We start from the raw sequence: 19,268 nt of genomic DNA on the forward strand, positions 1-19,268 counted from the left end.
ATAAATTATTTTTTAGCAAGTACCCAAACATGAGAACTTAATTTGTTTTTTATTAAAAATTCTTGAAACTCTTTTATAACTGAATCACCTCTTAATTTTAAAATTCTTAGAAACTCTGTGCTTTTACCGCTATTTAAAACTATATCTACGTCTAATACACCAGGTGTCATCACATGAACCTCACTAAATCCAGCTCTTTTAAACAAGAGCTCAAATCCTTTTATACTTAAAAAATTTAAATGATGTGGTGGAGAAATACTATTTGAGTCTTCCTCCAAAGTTAGTATATCAAAACCTTCATACCCTAGTGTTGTAATTAAACAATATCCATCTTTTTTTAATAAACTATTAATAGATTCAACAAAAGTAATAGGCTTATTTACATGCTCTAAAACTTCAAGACTAACTACAAAATCAAATTTATTAGACCATTCTTTTGAATATTCCACACTTTTTTGAAGAACTGAAAACCCTTTGCTAGCAATTATTTTTGACGAAACTTCACCTGGCTCAATTGCAAAATAAGAAATATCATTTTTTATTTTTTTCATCTCTTCAATAAATATTCCTGAGCCAGCACCTACATCACATAAATTTGAAATATTTATTTTTTTCTCATCAATCAATTCAAATAATTGAATGGCTTTTTTCTTAAATATCTTTTCCCTTCTACTTTCTTCTACTTTAGGTAAAAACTCTTCGAACCAAAATTTTGCAGAAGCACTATTTTTGTAAAAAGTGTTTAGTGTTTCAAGAGAAGGTCTTGGATTACAAAAAAGAGTCCCACAACTTTCACAAATATTGTATTTAAATCCATCTTTTTTATATTTTAATTTTGCTAATGGTGAATCACATGAAACACAATTAATAGATTCAAAACTTTTATTATCAAAGGATTCTGCATCTTTTTTTGAAAGATAAAGATATTCTTCGAATAATTTTTTGGGTCTTATTTCTGATTCTTTCATTAATTCAAGTTTTTATATGATATTATCAATTTCTGAAAAATCTTTAATCAATAATTTTTCTTTTTTTATTTCCTCTGTAGTTGTATACCTCCCTATAAATGAGATATTATTATTTCTAGCTGCATCTCTATCTGTTAACGCATCTCCAATAAATACTACTTCTCTATTGCTATAACCATATGCTTTAATGATTTTTTTTACATGCAAATCTTTTTTTTCTGGAGATCCATACACTTCTTTAAAATACTTTCTTATGGATTTTCTATTAAGAATTACTTCAATTTCATCACTTGGTGTACCTGTAGAAATATGAAAATCGTATTTCTGATAGTTAGAAGTTATAAAATCATAAACACCCACTACATATGGTGAATCAATCACTTTTTGTAGTACAAGAATTGAAAATTGTTTAGCAAGCTTATCTACTTGAAGTTGATCAATATCTTCTCCCAAGTAATTTTTATGATAAATTTTAAATTTTTCAAATCTAGAAACACCACCATTTGCTTCATGATGTACTATCACCTTTTGGACGATATCATTTCCATAAGGCTTATATAATTCTGCAAAAGCTTCAGTCTTAACATTAACCGATTCTGCGATTACTCCATCATAATCAAATATTATCGCTTTTATTTTATTCATATTCTGCAATTATACTGATTGGACAACCATCAACTTTGTCTATTAAAAGAGGAAGTGCCGTTACTGATTTTATTACTTTACCGTTTATCTGGTCAAGCTTCATATCTTCGATTAATAGAATATCATTAGCTAAAAGAAACGATTTGTGTGCTACTCGACCTAATAATCTATTTTGATAACTTGTAAGAGAAATAAAATCGAATCCAATAGCTTTTATGTTGGGACATCTTATTTTTAATTGTGTTGCAAAACTAGGTGAAAGCCCTGGATTGTTATTCCAATAAATCTTTTCTTCTCTATACCTACCAAACTTTGTGTTTATAATAAGAAATTCTGTATCTACAGGAATATCATTATTTTTAATTAATTTTTCATCTATTATTTCATCGCTTTTTGCCGTGTATAAAATAACATAGACTTTTTTAAATTGCCAAAAAGAAGCTGGATAATCATTTATAATTTTTCCTTCATCAGAAAAGTGATTAGGGAAATCTATATGTGTTCCGGAATGGTTTGGTAATTTTAAATATTTGGTATTAGAACTTGCTCCTTTAGAAATTTCACTTCTTTTTTCTACAAAAACAGCTTTTTCTCCTCCATAGATAGGTGTTTGCTCATTTATAAAATAAGATAAAAATAATGTCATCGTATAGTTTATATAATAATTAATAGTGTTTATTCTTTAGTAAGAAAATTTTCTTCTTCAATTTCACCTTTAGCCAGGAGTCTCTCGTAGTTGTAATAAATCTGATCTAAAACACCTTGTCCTAAATCATGGTAATAGTTTAACTGGTATTTTTTAGCTACCTTAGGTTTAAATGTATAAGGTGTGATATTATAATGTGCTTCTAAAACATTATTAGTATACTCAACCTCAATTCTATCATTAAACATTTCTTTAATCATTTCTAACACATCACGAATTCTCATTGACTTAGTGCCAGTAATCATTATATTGGCATTAATAAAATTGTTAGAAAGTATTTCAACACTTGCTCTGGCGGCATCCTTAATATGAATATATTCTCTCAACTCTTGCCCATTACCTTCCCTTACAATCTTTTTATCCTTTATAGCTTGTATAATTATTCTATTTATAAAGTTAAAATGATTGGCTCTTGGACCATATAATGAGCCATATCTTAAAATTGTAAAATTAAGATTGTATATTTTTTGATAATTTTCAATAATTAATTCCGAAGCTTGTTTTGTACTTCTATAAAAAGAACCGTGCTCGCTATAAACATAAATAGTACTTCCATAAACAAAACGCTCTACTTCAAATTCTCTACAGGCATCTAAAATATACGTTGTACTCAATATATTAACTTCAACAGCTTCTACAGGATTTTCTTGGGCTTCTTTAATATCTGCAATGGCTGCAAAATGATAAACAAACTTAGCTCCTTTTACTGCTTTTTTAATTTGATCACGGCTCGAAATATCACCAATAATCATTTCTTGATTACTCTTTAAATATTTTGATATATTTAAATCAAAAATTTTTACAGAATACCCTTCATCGCTCAATAAATCTGCTACATGACTTCCTAAAAAACCTGAGCCTCCAAATACTACTACTTTACCCTTCATAATCAATCAATCTTTAATTCTTTAAATAAATTTTCTGCGGCCATCATACCCTGACGTTGGACACTTTCATAAGTGCGAGAGCCAATATGAGGCGTTATCATAACATTGTTAAACTGCAATAGCGGATGGTTTTCTATCATTGGCTCTTCTTCTAATACATCTGTAAGAAAAGCTTTTATTTTCCCATTTCTCAATGAATCTATCAAAGAATTTTGATCAACAATTAACGCTCGAGATGTATTTACCAAAACCACATTTCTATTCGCTTTAGACAAAAGTGCACTGTTTACAATACCTTTCGTTTGGTCAGTTAAAGGTAAAGTTAGTGCTAAAATATCTACATCTAAAACTAATTCTTCTATACTATCTACTGATCTAATTCGATTTTTCTTTACATATTCTTCATCAAGGTAAGGGTCATATACTAAAACATCAAGACCTAATGCTTGCATCCGTTTAGCTAATTCTTTACCTATTCTACCCAGTCCAACAATGCCTATTCTTTTTCCAGAAACTTCATGGCCTATGAGTCTTTGCCAACCACCTTTTTTTGTAATATTATATTCTAAATGAATATTTTTATAATATGAAAATAGCATCGCAATAATATGTTCAGCAACAGCAACTTGGTTTACACCAGGGCAATTAGCAACAGGAATATTTAATTCTTTTGCGGCTTCCAAATCTATTTTATCTAATCCAATACCATATTTTGAAATAACTTTAAGCTTCCCTTCAACACCCTTTTTTATTACTTGTCTTGTAATCTCATCATCCCCACAAACAATTCCATCATATTTTGATATAATTGGCAGCAAAACAGCTTCTTTTACTGGGCCCCTTAAGGTATCGATTTCTAATCCTGCATTATATAATCTATCTTGATGTTTACCAGGTGTATCAATAAAAGATGTAGAGGTTAAAAGTATCTTCATTTTATAAATATTTACTAATTAGGTTGTCAGATTTCATTTTTTCTATAACATTATCTAAATCTTCTTGTGTATCAACAGCATAAGACTGTTTTTCTGTAAATATCATTTTAACTTTCATCCCGTTTTCAAGGATTCGCATCATATCTACAGACTCAATAATTTCTAATGGGGTTTGTTCCATGTCATTATACTCTAATAGAAAGTCTCTTTCAAAAGGGATAATACAAACTTGTTTATACATTGGCACATCTAACACCCCTTTTTTCCGAGAAGGAATAGCTTCTCTAGAAAAGTAAATGGCATATTCCTCTTTATCAACCACGACTTTAACTTCGTTAGGATCTTCAAATTCGGCAACTGTATTGATTTTAGCGTATAAGTTAGATATTTTTATATTTTTATTATGCATTAATGGCTGAACTGCTCCTTCTATCATTTCTGGAGTAATCATAGGCTCATCACCTTGCAGCATCACAACAATATCTACCTTCTTTCCAATTGATTTTTCTATTTTTAATAGCGCTTCTGCTGTTCGATCTGAGGCACGCTCATGTGTATTTGCAGTCATCACCGCTTTACCTCCTATACTATTAACATAATCATATATTTCTTTATCGCAAGTAGCTACATAAACTTCACTCAATAAACTACTCATTTTACTTCTTTTGTAACAATGCCCAATCATGGGCATTCCTAAAATTGTTGCCATTGGTTTATTTGGAAAACGACTAGAAGCCATTCGTGCGGGTATAATACCGATTATATTCATAGATTACTTAATTTCAATTTCATGGTACATATTATTCAGATTAATTAAATTTTATTTTGAGACTTTTAAACTCTTTTACTAATAACTCTTGCAGGTACACCTCCCGATACTGAAAACTTTATTATATCTTTTAAAGCAACTGCCCCAGCAGCAAGCACAGAACCTTCTCCTATAGTCACATTAGGTGTAACTACACAATTAGCCCCTATCCATACATTATTTTCTAAAATTATTTTACCTCTCTTGTGTCCTTGTGTATTTATTGGAGCCAAAATATCACTGAAATTGTGATTAGCAGATCTTATTACACAATTTGGTCCAATTAAACAATTAGACCCAATAATAATTTCTCCAGAAGCAGCTCCAAGTTGAGAGTTTGTATTCATTGAAAAATTATCGCCTATAATTAAACTTCCATTATCATTTGCATAAAGATAACTATTTTTCATTATGCTAACATTTTTGCCCAATTCTATGTTATTGAATCCTAAAATTGTAACTCCAACAGCAATATTAAATTTCCCAGAAACATTTTTAAAAAAAGGTTTATATGCATAAAAACGTAACTTAACGCCTAAATCAGTAGGAATATTTCGAAAAAAAGACAAATATATTTGAAAAATAATTTTCATAAATGTTTATTGTAAGAAATCTATTATTTACTAACTATTTTAATGAATTTCTATATTTTAATACTTGATTTCTAGCTATAGTTCCTAAAAACAGGGTATCTAAACTAAAAGCTATAAAATTATAGCCTTTTTCAATTTTATCTAATACCAATTGATAGTCGGGTTGAATGACATGAAAACCAATAAGCTTATTATATTTTTTAACGATATCTTCATAACGCTGTAATACTTCTTTTACATCATCATCATCATACTTTCCAGGTTTACCCATAGAACCGGATAAGTCAAAAGGTCCAATAAAAGTTCCATCAATAGCATCAAGAGAAAGTATTTCTTCTAAATTATTAACTGCATCTACATGTTCAATTTGAACTATTAATTTAATATCGTCTGCTTCATTATCTTTATAATCTTCAAAGCCAAAACCATATTTTTGAGCTCTTGCCAGACCCACACCTCTTTTACCTTTAGGCGGGTATTTTAGTGCATTTATTGCCTTTATAGCCTCTTCTTTAGAGTTAACCATAGGCACAATAATGCCATCAGCTCCAGCATCGAGCACACGTTTAATTATACGAGTGTTATTTCCACCAACTCTGACGTAGGCTTTAATACCTTTTGATTGAATAGTCGCGATTAATTGTTGTGCTTCAAAATAATCAGTTACGGAATGCTCCATATCGACGCAAAGCCAATCAAAACCAGCGTCTGCCATTATCTCTACTATTGAAAAATGGTTTAGTGTAATCCAAGAACCTATACTAATATCTTTCATTTTAAACTTGTTTTTTATTTTTTTTTTTAAAACTGTAAATATATGCTTTTATACAATTTACTCCATTAAATATATCTGTTTTATTTAAACCAAAAAGTATTGGAAAAAAATAAACACTCATAGCTACCATAGTTGAATATACAACTCCAGAACATAAAAACCCAATTATACCATCTACTTCATAAGAAATCAATTTAATTAATAATATTTTGGATAATAATGATAATAGAATTAAATAAGTTATAATTACTAATTGGTGGAACAAGTATTTAATAAAATTAAGCTTAAGTAATTTTGAATTAAAATACAATTGAACATTTACAGCAATAAACTGGAGAACAACAAATTTAATAGCCAGACCTATAGCACCAGCATTTAACCCTAAGAAATTAACAGGAGCTATTACAAAATAACTAATAGGAAGACCAACAAACATAAATATTAATCCAATTTTGCTATATAGTTTTGTGTCACCACTAGCGTAAAAAACAGCACCACTCAATTGGCCATATGTTTGATGAATTGGATAAAATGCCATAATTGCGATAGGAACTGTGGCGCTTGCAAACTGACTTCCTCCAAAAATATTAGTTACTGTACTTGCATTTACAGCAATAAAACAACTTAAAAATGAAGCAATACTAAATAACAGAGGAATATACCTTCTAAACAACCTCTTCATCTCTTTAAGATCATTCTCACCAAAAGCAATTGAAAACTCTCTTGTTATTAGTTGTGAGGAGGCATTTGTAAATATAAAGCAAACTGCGCCTATTTTTAATGAAAGCTCAAAAAATCCTTGCTGAATACTTCCCCCAAATTTTTGTAATAACCATCTATCAAATAAACCAACTATTAGTCCAATTAGAGAATAAAAAAACAATGGTTTGCTGTAAATATAAAATTCATTATAATATTTCTTAAATTCCTTTTTACCCATACACCAACCTGAAGTAAAATTAAAATCGGGGCGATTAATTAGATACACAAAGGCTATAATTAATAATAATAATATAAAATAATTATAGTAATAGAAATTAAATATGTCAATTAAATGTAAATAATAAAGAAAACTAATTAAAAACAATCCTATAATTCTTTGTATTATTTTAGCAATTTCTGTAGAAACTGTAATACCAAGTGCATCTGAAATCTGAGTTAAAGAGCTTACAATCCATGTTAAAATTGCAAATATTGCAGCCAGATATACTAAGTATATACTCTGTTCTGGCCATAAAAAATTGTTTAATTTAAATGTTTGTGAAAAAACTATAATTAAAAATAATAAAATAAAAGCAATAATTGATATTATCCTGAAAAATCTTACTAGTCCAAATTCATTATTCCGTTGTGATAGTTTAGTAAAAAAAGCTATAGATGTACTAAATGTAAAAAAAGGTATTAACTGGATAAAGAAATTATTTAAAAAACTAAAATCTCCATAAGCTTTCGGACCTAAACTTCTTGTAATGATAGCTGTTGAAACGAACATTATAGCTAATCCCATCAGGTTTGCCAAAAGCTTTGTTAAATAGCGTTTTTTAAGAGTTGACGATTTAATATTACTCATTGTTAGTAGTGATGAGTTTTTTTGTAAGTTCTTTAATGGGATTTTTAACTTCCTTTGCGAAATTATTACAGAAATTTGTACGTGCTTTTTGGGTCTCTTCTTGGTTCCACCATCCAGGAACATTATCCCATATTTCGGTAACCTTTAATGCAGCACTTTGGGGTGTTGCATGAAAAATACCTACTTCTTCTAATTCTTTAAAACATTTTTTAGCTCTATCATGAATTTCCCAATTATTTATATTCCAAAACATTATCGTCGGAACATTTAGAGAAAGGGTTTCCATAAAAGTAGTTGCATTGTATGTAGAAATAAACAATCTACACTTTTTAAGTAAATTATTGATTGATAGTTTACCAGAGTCTATTAAAACATTTCTAAATTTATCTTGCCATCTTTTTTTTTGATCCCATCCTAAATCTCCTTGGTATAAACGTATTAGAATTTTTTTCTTAATTGATTCAGGTAAAGAACCATAAAAATCAAATTGATCTGTAAAATAATCATTCATTTGTCCTGCTATTGGCATCGCTCTAATATCAAAACTATACCTAGGCATAGTGCCCAGAACCATTAAACCTAAACCATTGTTATCCCATGTTTGATTTTTCCCAATTGTTTTCAAAATCCCAAAAGGTCTTACATTTATATGGTCTTTATCTTGCCATCCCCAAGATAAAGAAACATCTGCAACTGAAAGTTGATAACTGATAGCGCCATTAAAAGCATTACAGCCAAAACCGCCATGGTCTGCTAAAATTAATTTTGAACCTAAGTTATTACTTTTTGCGGCATACTCTAAAAAAATAGAATTATCATAATGAGAACTAGCTGTAAAAATAAACTTTGGCGATTTGGGTAAACTTGTTTTTTTTACTGTAGATACAAGGTTTTTATAATTTTCTAAATATATTTTAGGTAAGAGTTTTGGTAATAAATATTTAATAATTTCATGAAAATTATCTTTTGGTTTACGATCTTTCAGTTCCCAATTTCTAAATGAATTATCTACCTCAACAGCTTTAACTTTTTTAAAATTTCTTATAATAGGGAATTGTCTAAGACTTAATTGCAATTTCAATTCTTCAATAATTGGAAGATAGCTATTAATTATTAAAGCATCATTATTCTTAGAAAAACATGTAAATTTATTGAATACAACTTTAGATAATACTTGCTTAAAATATGATTTTTTTTGTTTATTTTTTGTTTCAGACTTACTTATTTGGTCTTTCTTAATTATTTCAACAGGTATATTTGTAGTTAATTTAATTATAATAGTATAAATTGCTTGGTTCCAAGAGTCATTTATTACTGAATCTATAAAATCAGAAGTTTCATTCGCTGCTAGATTATTTTCTTCTACATTCGATATATGACATTTGGTGATTTTATTTGATTCAACAGCTTTATCAATCATTGTCCACCTGTCAAAAATTACCGCTGTAAAAATATTTACCCAATAACCCAATAAAATCCCCCAATAATGCTCATTCTCTTTTACATTATGTAACTCGTTTAGTATATGTGTTAATTCTTTGATGATTTTTTTATTGAAGTTTTGTAGATTGAAAAAGTCTTTTTTTAATTTAACTCTATCATCCCAATGATATGGAAGCACTTCGTAATTTCTTTTAGACCAAATTTCTTTTCTACTATATAACTTACACCATTCACCCAAAAACATTATATCCTCATCTGCCCCCCAAGTTGACTCTAATGGTGTCGTTACTAATAACATAATTTTGTAAATAAAAAATAATTAAACATTAAAATAATTAATTTGTATTAAAATTTCTTGAAATTTTCAAAGCAGAATTAATTATTTGTTTTGTACTCATTTCAGGTTTAATAGCTAGTTTTTTTAACCAATTAAAATCATCTAAAGTGTCTAAATCTAATTTCAATTTTGGATGCTGTATTTCTTTACATAACGGGTTAAAGGTCTTAATACTATATAGACTTGTATTATCCCATATGTAATTAAAGGCATGTTCTCGATGCTTGGGTAACTTGGTCGTTTCGTATAAATATTTCAAAGTTTTAAATGAAACGATTTCTGCCCCTAGGCCATCAGGATAATTATTGTTTTTTGGAATGTGATTGTAAGCATAATCACAAGAGTTTTCAGAATAATATTTAATTAAATTATCTATTTCTTTGCCGTCAATTAGAGGATTATCACCACACACCCTAACAACATGTGCAGCTTCATTTTCTTTAGCAGCAAAATAAAATCTAGAAAGCACATCATTTTCATCACCTCTAAATACTTTTGCTCCTAATCTTAATATTTCAATTTCCAAAACATCATTCTCCTGTGAATTAGGTATAGCTACAATAACATCATCTAAGAGACTAGATTTCATGGATCTTTTAATAACCCACTCAATTATAGAATATCCATGTAAAATAAGCAACATTTTATTAGGCAAACGAGATGACCCCATTCTTGCTTGTATAATCCCTACTGTTTTCATATTTATTATTCAATAAAACTCCATTGTAAAATATCATCCTCATCAATAGATACTATTGCTTTCTTACCTATTACATCAGAAATAAAACTTGGTGAAACTCCAAATGCTGGACGCTTAAAAGTAAGGTCGTCTTTTTCTATAATTTTGCCTTTTGGAATTAATTGTTTCGCTACCAAACTCCTTCTTGCATTTTTTCTTGAGGTTTCTTGGCTTTTAGTCGAATGTACATTAAAATCTCCTAAAATTTCAAATGTTATATCTAAATTATTATTAAATAAGGTTAAATCACTTTTATCCATAGCGTGATAATGATCATTTCCTGGTAATGATTTATCATGTGTGAAATGTTTTTCAATAATAACCGCGCCTAAAAGAGTAGCCATTTCTGAAACTTTCATGTCTTTAGGTAAGGTATGGTCAGAATAGCCTATTAATTTATCTGGAAATTTTTCTTTTAAACCTATTATCATTCCCAAGCTTGCATTTACATCTTCAGTTGGGTAATTAAGAACACAGTGCAGTAAAGCTAAAGGATTTCCTTTTTCCTCAATCCAACTTACAGCTTGTTGAATTTCATACAAATGACTTGCTCCTGTTGATAGAATGATTGGCTTTCCAAAATCACATAAGTGATCAATAAATGGCTTATTAGTAATATCAGAAGATGATATTTTAAAGACATCCATTAATTCATTCAAAAAAATAGAAGATTCAATATCAAAAGGAGTTGACATAAACTCTATACCAACTTTATCGCAATATTTTTTTAATTCTACAAACTCATTCTTCCAAAACTTATCATGCTTTTTAAATAATTTAAATTGACTAGTTGTTGGCTCTTTACTTGTATCCCAGTATGACGGTGAATTTTTTGAAGCAAGTGTTTCTGCTTTGTAAGTTTGAAATTTTATTGCATCCGCCCCACCTTCTTTGGCTTCTTCAATAAGTTGTTTAGCTATCTCCATTGAACCTTCATGATTAACACCTGCTTCAGCAATGACATATGGTCGACAGATAACATTTTTATACGGATTTATTTTGAATATATTAAGAATTTTCATGGGTGTTATTTTTTTTATTTTTCAATTAATGACAAAATAGTATTCAGCACTTTGGATTTATTAAATCTAAAATTGTATTTTTTAATATTTTGAAATAGTAAAATTCTAAAACTTTCATCATTTATAAGTTTTTTGAAATTATATATTATCTCGTTGTTGGTTATATCATTTTTAAAAATCCCCATATTAATAAAACCATTCTCTAAACAAGCAAATTTATGAGTAGTTTCTCTTTCATGTTGAGAAATAATTATTGAAGGGATATTCATATCAGCTAGTTCATAAACAGTTCTCCCGTTTGAAGAAATTGCTATCTGGGTTTTTTCCATAATTTTAGAAATAGCTCCTGATTCAAATACTAATTCAATATTTCTATATTGTTGGTTAGACACTTGTTGTAATAATTCTTCTTTGTAAATATAACCTGCTCCGCAAACGATAAAAATTTTAATATCCTTTTCTTCACAAACTGGTAATATTAAATCTAAAATTATTTTTGAAAGATTATTTTGGTCAGTTCCTCCAAAACTAATTAAAACAGATTTAACTGGATCGATTATATCATGTGGCTTAGCCTCTTTAAATTCATCTCTCAGAAAAAAATAGTCGTGACCCCATAAATAGTTAGTCCCTTTCATTATGGGTAAATCATATAATTCATTAATTGTATAATCTGAATGCTTAGACCCACTTCCAAGGTCTTCAAAGTTTACAATTTTGATTCCTTTGGTCTTCAATTTTAAAATATCACTCTTCGTAGTATTTAAAGTATCATTAATTACTAAATCAGGTTCAAGACCAATAATAAAATCTGTGATTTTTGCTTTCTGACATGATAATACCTTGTAGTCTTTTAAAGCAATTTTATCTACAACCATTTGATGAGTATCATCACAAACAAAAACAATTTCATGATTCGTTATATCATGAGCTAATGATAAACTCCTATAAATATGCCCCATTCCAACAGTTAAAGAACCAATAACATTAAAGACTATCTTTTTCCTATTCAATAATTTTTCACAAATCCACCAACTTTGATATCCATTTATTTCAATTGCAATATCTGATGGTAAAATATAAGGGAGCATTTTAGCTTGTTTGTTTTTTAATAAGACGAATTTTGAAATCTGAAAAGCGTTAACTTCTTCAAAAAAACTATTCTTCCCGTCTATAAACAACATGTTTAAATCACCTTTATCTGCTTTAAATAATCTGCGTTCCTCTTTTTTTACAGAAACAATTGTCATCTCACTGTTTTTCTTAAAATAACTAATGGCATCATTAATAATTTTCGCATTTAAAAGAGGTGCATTTGCTCTATACAAAAAAAAAGATTTGTATTTTTTTGAATAAAAGTCAAAAATATATTCTAGGTTTTTTAAAATCTCTGTTGGGTTAACATTTAGTTTAGAATCGTATTTGAAATTTACATTATTCCTTTCAGCTATTAATGAGATCTCTTGAGAATCTGTTATAATATATATATCTTTTCCGTCTAAAATTTCTTTAGATAAACTTATAGCTCTTTGAATCAAGGTTTCCCCAGCAAGGTTTTTAACTAATTGATCAGGAATTATAGCATTTTTCTTAAAAGCAGGAATAATAATACAAATATCTTTCATTAAACTTTTCTTATAATTTTAAATCAGATAGTACAGCCTTTGTTTTTTCTAACATATAATTAAATTCATCATCAGGCATCCAAATATGAAAAGGAAAAGAAACCATATTATCATAAAAAGCATCTGCATTAGGGCAATTTGCATTTCCATATCCCAATTTTTCATAAAGGTCATACCTATTTAATGGATAGTATTGAACAACACACTGTATACCATATTCATAGGCCATTTTATTAATAAATAGATCTCTTTTACCATCGGCAACAATTCCAACAAGTAGATGATGATTATGTTGCATAGATTCAACTCTATGGAACTTTATCAATTCAAAATGAGATAATGAATCAATAAACTTTATAGCTCTATCTCTTTTTTGTTGATTCAGGTCATCTAATCTTTCAAGAAGCTTAGAACCCAAAGCACATTCAACTTCTCCTAAGCAATAATTGTTTGGCATCAAATATAGTCCATTCAGTTCTGGTAAATCTAGGTTACCCATAGCTGGTATCCAATATTTATCTCTAACATAATCAAAAGTGGTGTGCCCGTTATGTCTTAACATAGGAATAATATTTGCGTATTTTAAATCCTTTACAATCAAAAAACCACCTTCACCTAATGTTGTTATATTTTTATGAGAGTGGAGAGAAAAAATACCAAAATCTCCAAATGTACCTGCTTTTTTCTTATTTATTTCAGTCCCCATTGCTTGAGCAACATCCTCAACTAAAAGTATATTTTTTTCTTTAGCAAAAGAAGCAATAGCCTCGATATCATTTATACAATACCCATAAAGATGAACTGCAATTATAACTTTAGTTTTAGCTGTAACGCATTTTTTAATAGACTCCAAAGAAACAACTTTGGTTTCTGAGTCTATATCTGCCCAAATTGGGTGCCCGCCATTTTTTATAAAAGGGTACATTGAGGACGTAAAAGTATGTGAAGGACATATAACTTCATCCCCTTTACTTAATTGACACATTTGAGCCGATAGCTCTAACGCAGATGTAGCATTGTTGGTGGTAAAGGCGTAATCAACTCCTAGATACTTAGCAAATTTTTCTTCAAATTCATCTCTATATTTACCCTGTGTTAATGGAATTGCTGTTTGCATAACATTAGCAACCAATTTAACCTCTTCATCAGTATACTTGTGACCTCTACCACTAAACGGGACTTTGAAATTCATAATTACATTTTTTTATATAATTCTATTACTTTTTCTTTGGTTAAAATTTTTTTAAAATCTAATCCTAAAGCATTTTTAAGAGGGATTTCGTGCATAGTAGAAGCGTCAAATAAATCATCATATTGCTTTTTTGATAAATTTTGACACAAACCGCGTCTCAATTTAATTTGATTCTTTTCAACTAATTTCATAAACTCATTATATTCGGCTGGGTAAAATTCTTCCATTGCTGTCATCGTAATACAATTAGCTTCACAATGATGTATACCAAGCACAACACTTAAACCTGCAGAAATAGGATGCACAACACCAACAAAACTATTAGCAATAGCTACACCTCCAAAATATGAAGCTACCATCATTTTTTCTCTATTCTTATCTGACATCATATCTTCTGACTGAAATACTTGTCTCGCAAGATCAAGTGCTTGATTTGAATAAGCATCAGATAACGGGTGTCTATGACTTCCATTTAAAGATTCTATACAATGAATATAAGTATCCATTCCTGTATAGAAGAATTGTTCTTTAGGCACAGTTTTGGCAAGAGATGGATCTAATATTAACTCATCATACACTGTATGATTACTATTCATTCCTAATTTTAGTCCATTCTGTAAATTAATCATTACACAAGTTTTTGAAGACTCAGCTCCAGTACCACTTAATGTTGGAATTCCAATCTTATAAACACCTGGTGTTTTAACTAAATCCCACCCCTGATAATCTTCAGCAGTTCCTTTATTTGTTAACAAATTAGAAATTGCCTTAGCAAAATCTAAAGATGTCCCTCCTCCTATACCAACAACAACTTCATAATTATTATTGGTTTCTTTTATAGTTTTTAAAACATTATTAACATCTGTGGTAGTCAATTCATTTGTAGAATCTACAAAATATAAAAAATCTTTTTCTTTAATGAGTATTTCTTTGATTAAAAAACTATTTTTAAAAAAAATATCAACAAAAAAGATTGTATGGCTTTTCCTAACTTTTGGGTGTTCATTTAACTTTTTCATGGCGTTAAAACCAAATTCAATGTTTAATATATTTTTCATTTACATTATTTTAATAATTTATTAATTTTTTTAATTCTGCCCATATAATATAACTCAAGGGTTTATTTTTTAATACTAGATTAACAATGATATAATTTTCAAGAGCGAAAGATTTAATTTTTTCTCGATTTCGTCATCTCCACTCATCATTAATTATTACAAAAAAACTAATATAAAGTACAAACCTTTTTTTTTAAAATTAATAACAAAAACTATTACAATTAATTTTTGGCTTTAATTTCTTTAATCACTTTTTTAATTGGTTCTTTAGAAAACACAAAACCAATACTTAACACAACACCTAAAAACAACCAAATCATCACTAATAAGCTTCTTTTGGGTTCTGATTTTTTATTGGGTATTACCACAGATTTAATAATTGAAAATACTGGAGTATCTTTAGCTACTTGCAATTTCACCTGCTCCAACTGAGTAACGATATTTTGAAAAACAGCCGTTGCCGTTTGCAGTTCTGTTTCTAAGCGAGTTTGCTTGTTAGAAAAAGAACTTCTAGAAATATTTAGATTTCTATCTACAAAATTAGACAACTTATCTTGTGCATTATTTAATAATTGCTTTTTTAAATTATACTGTTCTTCAAGATATTGCAAGAGTTCTTGGCTAGATTTCGTTTTCAAAGCAATGATTTGTCGTTGTAAAATTGACTCTGCATTTTTAGCTACTTGAGCAGCTATTTGTGGATTTTTACTTTTGGAAAATATCTCAATATAACCATCTTTATCGTTTATTGATAATGTCAAAATTCCATCAATAATTTTAAAATATCCATAATCTTCCTCAGATACTGACACAATGCCATCTAGGGACTCAGTAATTAAATTTTCTTTTTGCTCCTTAAATAAACCAATAATTTTTGAAGGCAATCCGATCGTATACTCTTTTATCGTGCTTAAAACAGATGAGGATAATTCTTTTATAAAATAATCTCTCAATGACTTTATCTCTCCTAAATTTTTTAAAGGCGCATATAATAATTCTTTCTTGAAGGTAGCACTCTCTACAATTTTACCATACAACATCGGTGAGATTTCATTTGTCCCTTCAGTCATAGAACCTATATTAATTCCTGCTAAAGAGGCTAACCCTTTCAAACCGCTACTACCTGATGATTTCGCACTATAATTAGGTGTAAACATAGAAGTTGCCTCGTATTGATTAGGAGTAGTTAAAGCTACCATAACGCCTATAAGTCCAAAAGTTATAATTATTTTTAAAATAAAATTTCTAGCGATCCAGACCTTAAATAACAATGCAATAATATCAATTGAATCATCTTCATTAGATGTTTTTAAAGTATTTTCTATATTTTCAGCCATCTTATACTTATTTAACTAAAGTACTTATTAACACTCCTAAAGTAGCTAAACCACTTGTAATCCCTATTATTTCTTGGGTAGAAGCTCTTTTCTTTTCAATTTTTCTTGGTACAATAACAATAGACCCTGGTTCAATTTTAGGGTAATTTTTAAAAAATAAAAAAGTTTTTGTAGTATTAACTTCACCGTTAGCATAAATTACATACGTTTTTCTTTTAATTGCATTTTCTGAAAAACCACCTGAACTTGAAATATAATCATTCAATGAAGCATTTTTATCATATCGAACAATAGCTTCTGCAAGAACTTCTCCTTTTACATGAACAGTTTGTTTTAAAGTTGGAATTATTAATTTATCTCCCTCGTTTAAAATTAAATCATACTTTGATTTTTTTCCTTTGTTTTTTAATATTTCTTCTAAACTAATACCAATATTAAATTCAAGACGATTTTCTTTCTTAATATTTAATGAGTCTTTTGAATTAACTTCATTAAATCTTTTAATTTGATTTTCATCAACAGATTTATTTGTTTTTCTCACTAAAGTTGCACCTTTAATATATGCATGAGGTGATAAACCACCAGCTCTTAATATCAAATCAGAAATACGTTCATTTTTGTTCGTAATAGAATAGTTACCAGGATGTGTTACTTCACCTTCAATGCTAACATTTTTTTGTATTGTAAACCCTTTTTTGTAACGAATAGAAACTATATCAAAAGGTTTTAAATAAAAAACAGAGTTGTTTTTATCAATAACTAAATCATTTGAAATTGACTTATTAATACTTTTACTAATAACTTGAAATCCTCCATTTGGTGTTCTACGTGAAACATCTATAGTTTCAGGATCTGCACCTTCTTTAAACCCACCAGAGATAGCTATAAAGTCCTCTATATTCATTTTATCAACAAAATCAATAGTTTGAGGATTATTTACTGCTCCATCTATACTTAAAGTTTTCTTAGATTCTAAACTTTCTTTATTAAAAATGATTACTCTATCTTCTCTTTTTAAAATTACATCTGTTTGCTTATTAATTATGTCTTTAGTTGAAAAAGGAAATGTCTCTTTTTTTACATCATCAAATGTTCTATAAACCAAACCTCTTTCTAAAAACGCATTATCTTTCAATCCTCCAGCCTTCTCAATTAAAGCTCTTAATGTTAATCCTTCTGTGATTTCATAATTTCCAGGTCTATATATTGCGCCCTCAATACTTACTCGGTTTTCATATCGATCAATTATTTGATTGATATTTAACCTATCTCCATCTTTTAATAAAAAATCGGTATTGTTTTTTAAATCAATTTCATTTACTTTTTTCTGTCCGTTATAAACTCTTTCAACTAATAATCTTTCCTTATAAGCTTGAGATGTAAAACCTCCAAAAAATCTTATTAAATCTCCAATAGACTCTCCCTTCTTTAACTCATAAAATCCTGGGCGTTTGACTTCACCATCAACTCGAACTTTACTTATATAAGGCTGAACAATTATAACATCTTGGTCTCTTAGAAAAACATTCCCTTCTTCAGAACCATTAATTAAATATTTATAAATATCGAATTCTTTAAATAAGTCTCCATTTCTAACTATTTTTATAGTTCTAAACGTACCATTTAATGTTGGTCCTCCAGAAGCATACAAGGCATTTAATACTGTAGAAAGTGAACTTAAAGAATATGTTCCTGGGACACTTACTTCTCCTATAATATTTACCTGAACAGTTCTAGCACTTGTTAATGCAATTTCAGCATATACTTTATTATAACTAGAATTTGAAGCACCTATACCACTATAAATTCTTTTCAAATAAGATTTTATTTTTGATTTTGCTTTTTTAATCGTCAAGCCACTAACATAAATGGGGCCTATATTTTTAATTCGTATGGAACCTGCTTTATCGATAGTTAAATTATAATTATTTTCTGCAGCCCCCCAAACATCAATCAATATTTCATCTCCAGGTCCTAGTTGATAATTGTCTGGCGTTGCTAAATTTAAGTTAGGAGTGAATGAAATTTTTGGATTTTTAAAAAAATCATATCCAAACAACAAATTATTTTCTGCAACTTTTTTCTCGCCTCCTTCTAATCCAAATTTCTCTAAAGTATTAATAGTATTTGATGATTCATTTGAACCTTTATTCTCATTTTCAGAATTTGAGTACTTTAATTCTTGAATCCTTCTTTTTAATTTACTTATTTGATTACTTGGCATTCCTTTTGAAGAAAGAATCATTTCGAGTTGAGGAATTGAATACCCTTCTTCTTTCGCTTTTGACCAATATGATAAAACTTGATTATCTGAAAGATCATCAATATTTATTGTAGATAAATTTTTATCTACTCCAATTTGAGCAGATATATTCTGAAAACTAAAAACAAATAAAACTAATGCAAATCCAATTAAAAATCTTCTCATTTTCATTTCAACAATCATATTTAAAACACTTTTTTTAGTTAAATTATTCTGACTTAAAATTCAAAATAACAATCTTAATTTTGAGCGTCAAATATAATATTATTTTTTATTAAAACCTGTAATATTTTAAAAACTAAAAAATGTGACATCTCCAATAAAAACAAAGGATATTTTAACAAAACATCCATTATCAAAATCAT

At 28.6% G+C, this 19,268-nt stretch carries 17 protein-coding genes; all 17 read right to left on the reverse strand.

Features of this window, described 5'->3' with window-relative positions:
- Positions 1-5: 5 nt before the first annotated feature.
- On the reverse strand, positions 6-968 hold the full coding sequence (locus tag OD91_RS03710) for a class I SAM-dependent methyltransferase (RefSeq protein ID WP_144895054.1): 963 nt from the start codon (positions 966-968) through the stop codon (positions 6-8).
- A gap of 12 nt (positions 969-980) precedes the next feature.
- Complete coding sequence (locus OD91_RS03715; RefSeq protein ID WP_144895055.1) at positions 981-1,613, reverse strand: HAD family hydrolase; 633 nt, start codon at positions 1,611-1,613, stop codon at positions 981-983.
- Positions 1,606-2,259, reverse strand: coding sequence for a cyclase family protein (locus tag OD91_RS03720; protein WP_144895056.1), 654 nt, complete (start codon positions 2,257-2,259; stop codon positions 1,606-1,608). The genes OD91_RS03715 and OD91_RS03720 overlap by 8 nt, the downstream gene beginning before the upstream one ends.
- Positions 2,260-2,288: 29 nt before the next feature.
- The gene (locus OD91_RS03725; protein WP_222428667.1) at positions 2,289-3,206 is read right to left on the reverse strand and encodes an NAD(P)-dependent oxidoreductase; all 918 of its coding nucleotides are present in this window, start codon (positions 3,204-3,206) and stop codon (positions 2,289-2,291) included.
- 2 nt (positions 3,207-3,208) lie between these two features.
- Positions 3,209-4,141, reverse strand: coding sequence for a phosphoglycerate dehydrogenase (locus OD91_RS03730; RefSeq protein WP_144895057.1), 933 nt, complete (start codon positions 4,139-4,141; stop codon positions 3,209-3,211).
- A 1-nt stretch (position 4,142) separates the two neighbouring features.
- Entirely contained in the window at positions 4,143-4,910 is a 768-nt protein-coding gene (kdsB, locus tag OD91_RS03735) for a 3-deoxy-manno-octulosonate cytidylyltransferase (protein WP_144895058.1), read from the reverse strand.
- 65 nt (positions 4,911-4,975) lie between these two features.
- Entirely contained in the window at positions 4,976-5,542 is a 567-nt protein-coding gene (locus OD91_RS03740) for a DapH/DapD/GlmU-related protein (protein ID WP_144895059.1), read from the reverse strand.
- 34 nt (positions 5,543-5,576) lie between these two features.
- On the reverse strand, positions 5,577-6,317 hold the full coding sequence (locus tag OD91_RS03745) for an HpcH/HpaI aldolase/citrate lyase family protein (RefSeq protein WP_144895060.1): 741 nt from the start codon (positions 6,315-6,317) through the stop codon (positions 5,577-5,579).
- Position 6,318: 1 nt separating this feature from the next.
- Positions 6,319-7,824 carry a lipopolysaccharide biosynthesis protein gene (locus OD91_RS03750; protein ID WP_186434390.1) on the reverse strand — a complete coding sequence of 502 codons (1,506 nt, stop codon included), beginning with the start codon at positions 7,822-7,824 and terminating at the stop codon, positions 6,319-6,321.
- Between the two features lie 55 nt (positions 7,825-7,879).
- Entirely contained in the window at positions 7,880-9,628 is a 1,749-nt protein-coding gene (locus OD91_RS03755) for an LIC12162 family protein (protein WP_144895062.1), read from the reverse strand.
- 37 nt (positions 9,629-9,665) lie between these two features.
- Positions 9,666-10,367: a cytidylyltransferase domain-containing protein gene (locus OD91_RS03760; protein ID WP_144895063.1), complete on the reverse strand. Its 702-nt coding sequence runs from the start codon at positions 10,365-10,367 to the stop codon at positions 9,666-9,668.
- Between the two features lie 5 nt (positions 10,368-10,372).
- Positions 10,373-11,428, reverse strand: a complete 1,056-nt coding sequence (locus OD91_RS03765; protein WP_144895064.1) for an N-acetylneuraminate synthase family protein — start codon at positions 11,426-11,428, stop codon at positions 10,373-10,375.
- Positions 11,429-11,442: 14 nt separating this feature from the next.
- Positions 11,443-13,053 carry a cytidine 5'-phosphate N-acetylneuraminic acid synthetase gene (locus OD91_RS03770; RefSeq protein ID WP_144895065.1) on the reverse strand — a complete coding sequence of 537 codons (1,611 nt, stop codon included), beginning with the start codon at positions 13,051-13,053 and terminating at the stop codon, positions 11,443-11,445.
- A 10-nt stretch (positions 13,054-13,063) separates the two neighbouring features.
- Positions 13,064-14,245 (reverse strand): DegT/DnrJ/EryC1/StrS aminotransferase family protein, encoded by a 1,182-nt coding sequence (locus tag OD91_RS03775; RefSeq protein ID WP_144895066.1) that lies wholly within the window; start codon positions 14,243-14,245, stop codon positions 13,064-13,066.
- A 2-nt stretch (positions 14,246-14,247) separates the two neighbouring features.
- Positions 14,248-15,303, reverse strand: coding sequence for an iron-containing alcohol dehydrogenase family protein (locus OD91_RS03780; protein ID WP_144895067.1), 1,056 nt, complete (start codon positions 15,301-15,303; stop codon positions 14,248-14,250).
- A 221-nt stretch (positions 15,304-15,524) separates the two neighbouring features.
- Positions 15,525-16,640: a GNVR domain-containing protein gene (locus OD91_RS03785; RefSeq protein ID WP_144895068.1), complete on the reverse strand. Its 1,116-nt coding sequence runs from the start codon at positions 16,638-16,640 to the stop codon at positions 15,525-15,527.
- 7 nt (positions 16,641-16,647) lie between these two features.
- Positions 16,648-19,068 carry an SLBB domain-containing protein gene (locus OD91_RS03790; RefSeq protein ID WP_144895069.1) on the reverse strand — a complete coding sequence of 807 codons (2,421 nt, stop codon included), beginning with the start codon at positions 19,066-19,068 and terminating at the stop codon, positions 16,648-16,650.
- Positions 19,069-19,268 lie beyond the last annotated feature (200 nt).

This window comes from Lutibacter sp. Hel_I_33_5 (genome assembly GCF_007827455.1).
In the GTDB taxonomy this organism is placed as follows: domain Bacteria; phylum Bacteroidota; class Bacteroidia; order Flavobacteriales; family Flavobacteriaceae; genus Polaribacter.

Coding starts and splice junctions, on each gene's coding strand:
- OD91_RS03710 (WP_144895054.1), bottom strand. CDS start 968: ATGAAAGAATCAGAAATAAGACCCAAAAAATTATTCGAAGAATATCTT.
- OD91_RS03715 (WP_144895055.1), bottom strand. CDS start 1,613: ATGAATAAAATAAAAGCGATAATATTTGATTATGATGGAGTAATCGCA.
- OD91_RS03720 (WP_144895056.1), bottom strand. CDS start 2,259: ATGACATTATTTTTATCTTATTTTATAAATGAGCAAACACCTATCTAT.
- OD91_RS03725 (WP_222428667.1), bottom strand. CDS start 3,206: ATGAAGGGTAAAGTAGTAGTATTTGGAGGCTCAGGTTTTTTAGGAAGT.
- OD91_RS03730 (WP_144895057.1), bottom strand. CDS start 4,141: ATGAAGATACTTTTAACCTCTACATCTTTTATTGATACACCTGGTAAA.
- kdsB (WP_144895058.1), bottom strand. CDS start 4,910: ATGAATATAATCGGTATTATACCCGCACGAATGGCTTCTAGTCGTTTT.
- OD91_RS03740 (WP_144895059.1), bottom strand. CDS start 5,542: ATGAAAATTATTTTTCAAATATATTTGTCTTTTTTTCGAAATATTCCT.
- OD91_RS03745 (WP_144895060.1), bottom strand. CDS start 6,317: ATGAAAGATATTAGTATAGGTTCTTGGATTACACTAAACCATTTTTCA.
- OD91_RS03750 (WP_186434390.1), bottom strand. CDS start 7,824: ATGGGATTAGCTATAATGTTCGTTTCAACAGCTATCATTACAAGAAGT.
- OD91_RS03755 (WP_144895062.1), bottom strand. CDS start 9,628: ATGTTATTAGTAACGACACCATTAGAGTCAACTTGGGGGGCAGATGAG.
- OD91_RS03760 (WP_144895063.1), bottom strand. CDS start 10,367: ATGAAAACAGTAGGGATTATACAAGCAAGAATGGGGTCATCTCGTTTG.
- OD91_RS03765 (WP_144895064.1), bottom strand. CDS start 11,428: ATGAAAATTCTTAATATATTCAAAATAAATCCGTATAAAAATGTTATC.
- OD91_RS03770 (WP_144895065.1), bottom strand. CDS start 13,053: ATGAAAGATATTTGTATTATTATTCCTGCTTTTAAGAAAAATGCTATA.
- OD91_RS03775 (WP_144895066.1), bottom strand. CDS start 14,245: ATGAATTTCAAAGTCCCGTTTAGTGGTAGAGGTCACAAGTATACTGAT.
- OD91_RS03780 (WP_144895067.1), bottom strand. CDS start 15,303: ATGAAAAATATATTAAACATTGAATTTGGTTTTAACGCCATGAAAAAG.
- OD91_RS03785 (WP_144895068.1), bottom strand. CDS start 16,640: ATGGCTGAAAATATAGAAAATACTTTAAAAACATCTAATGAAGATGAT.
- OD91_RS03790 (WP_144895069.1), bottom strand. CDS start 19,068: ATGAGAAGATTTTTAATTGGATTTGCATTAGTTTTATTTGTTTTTAGT.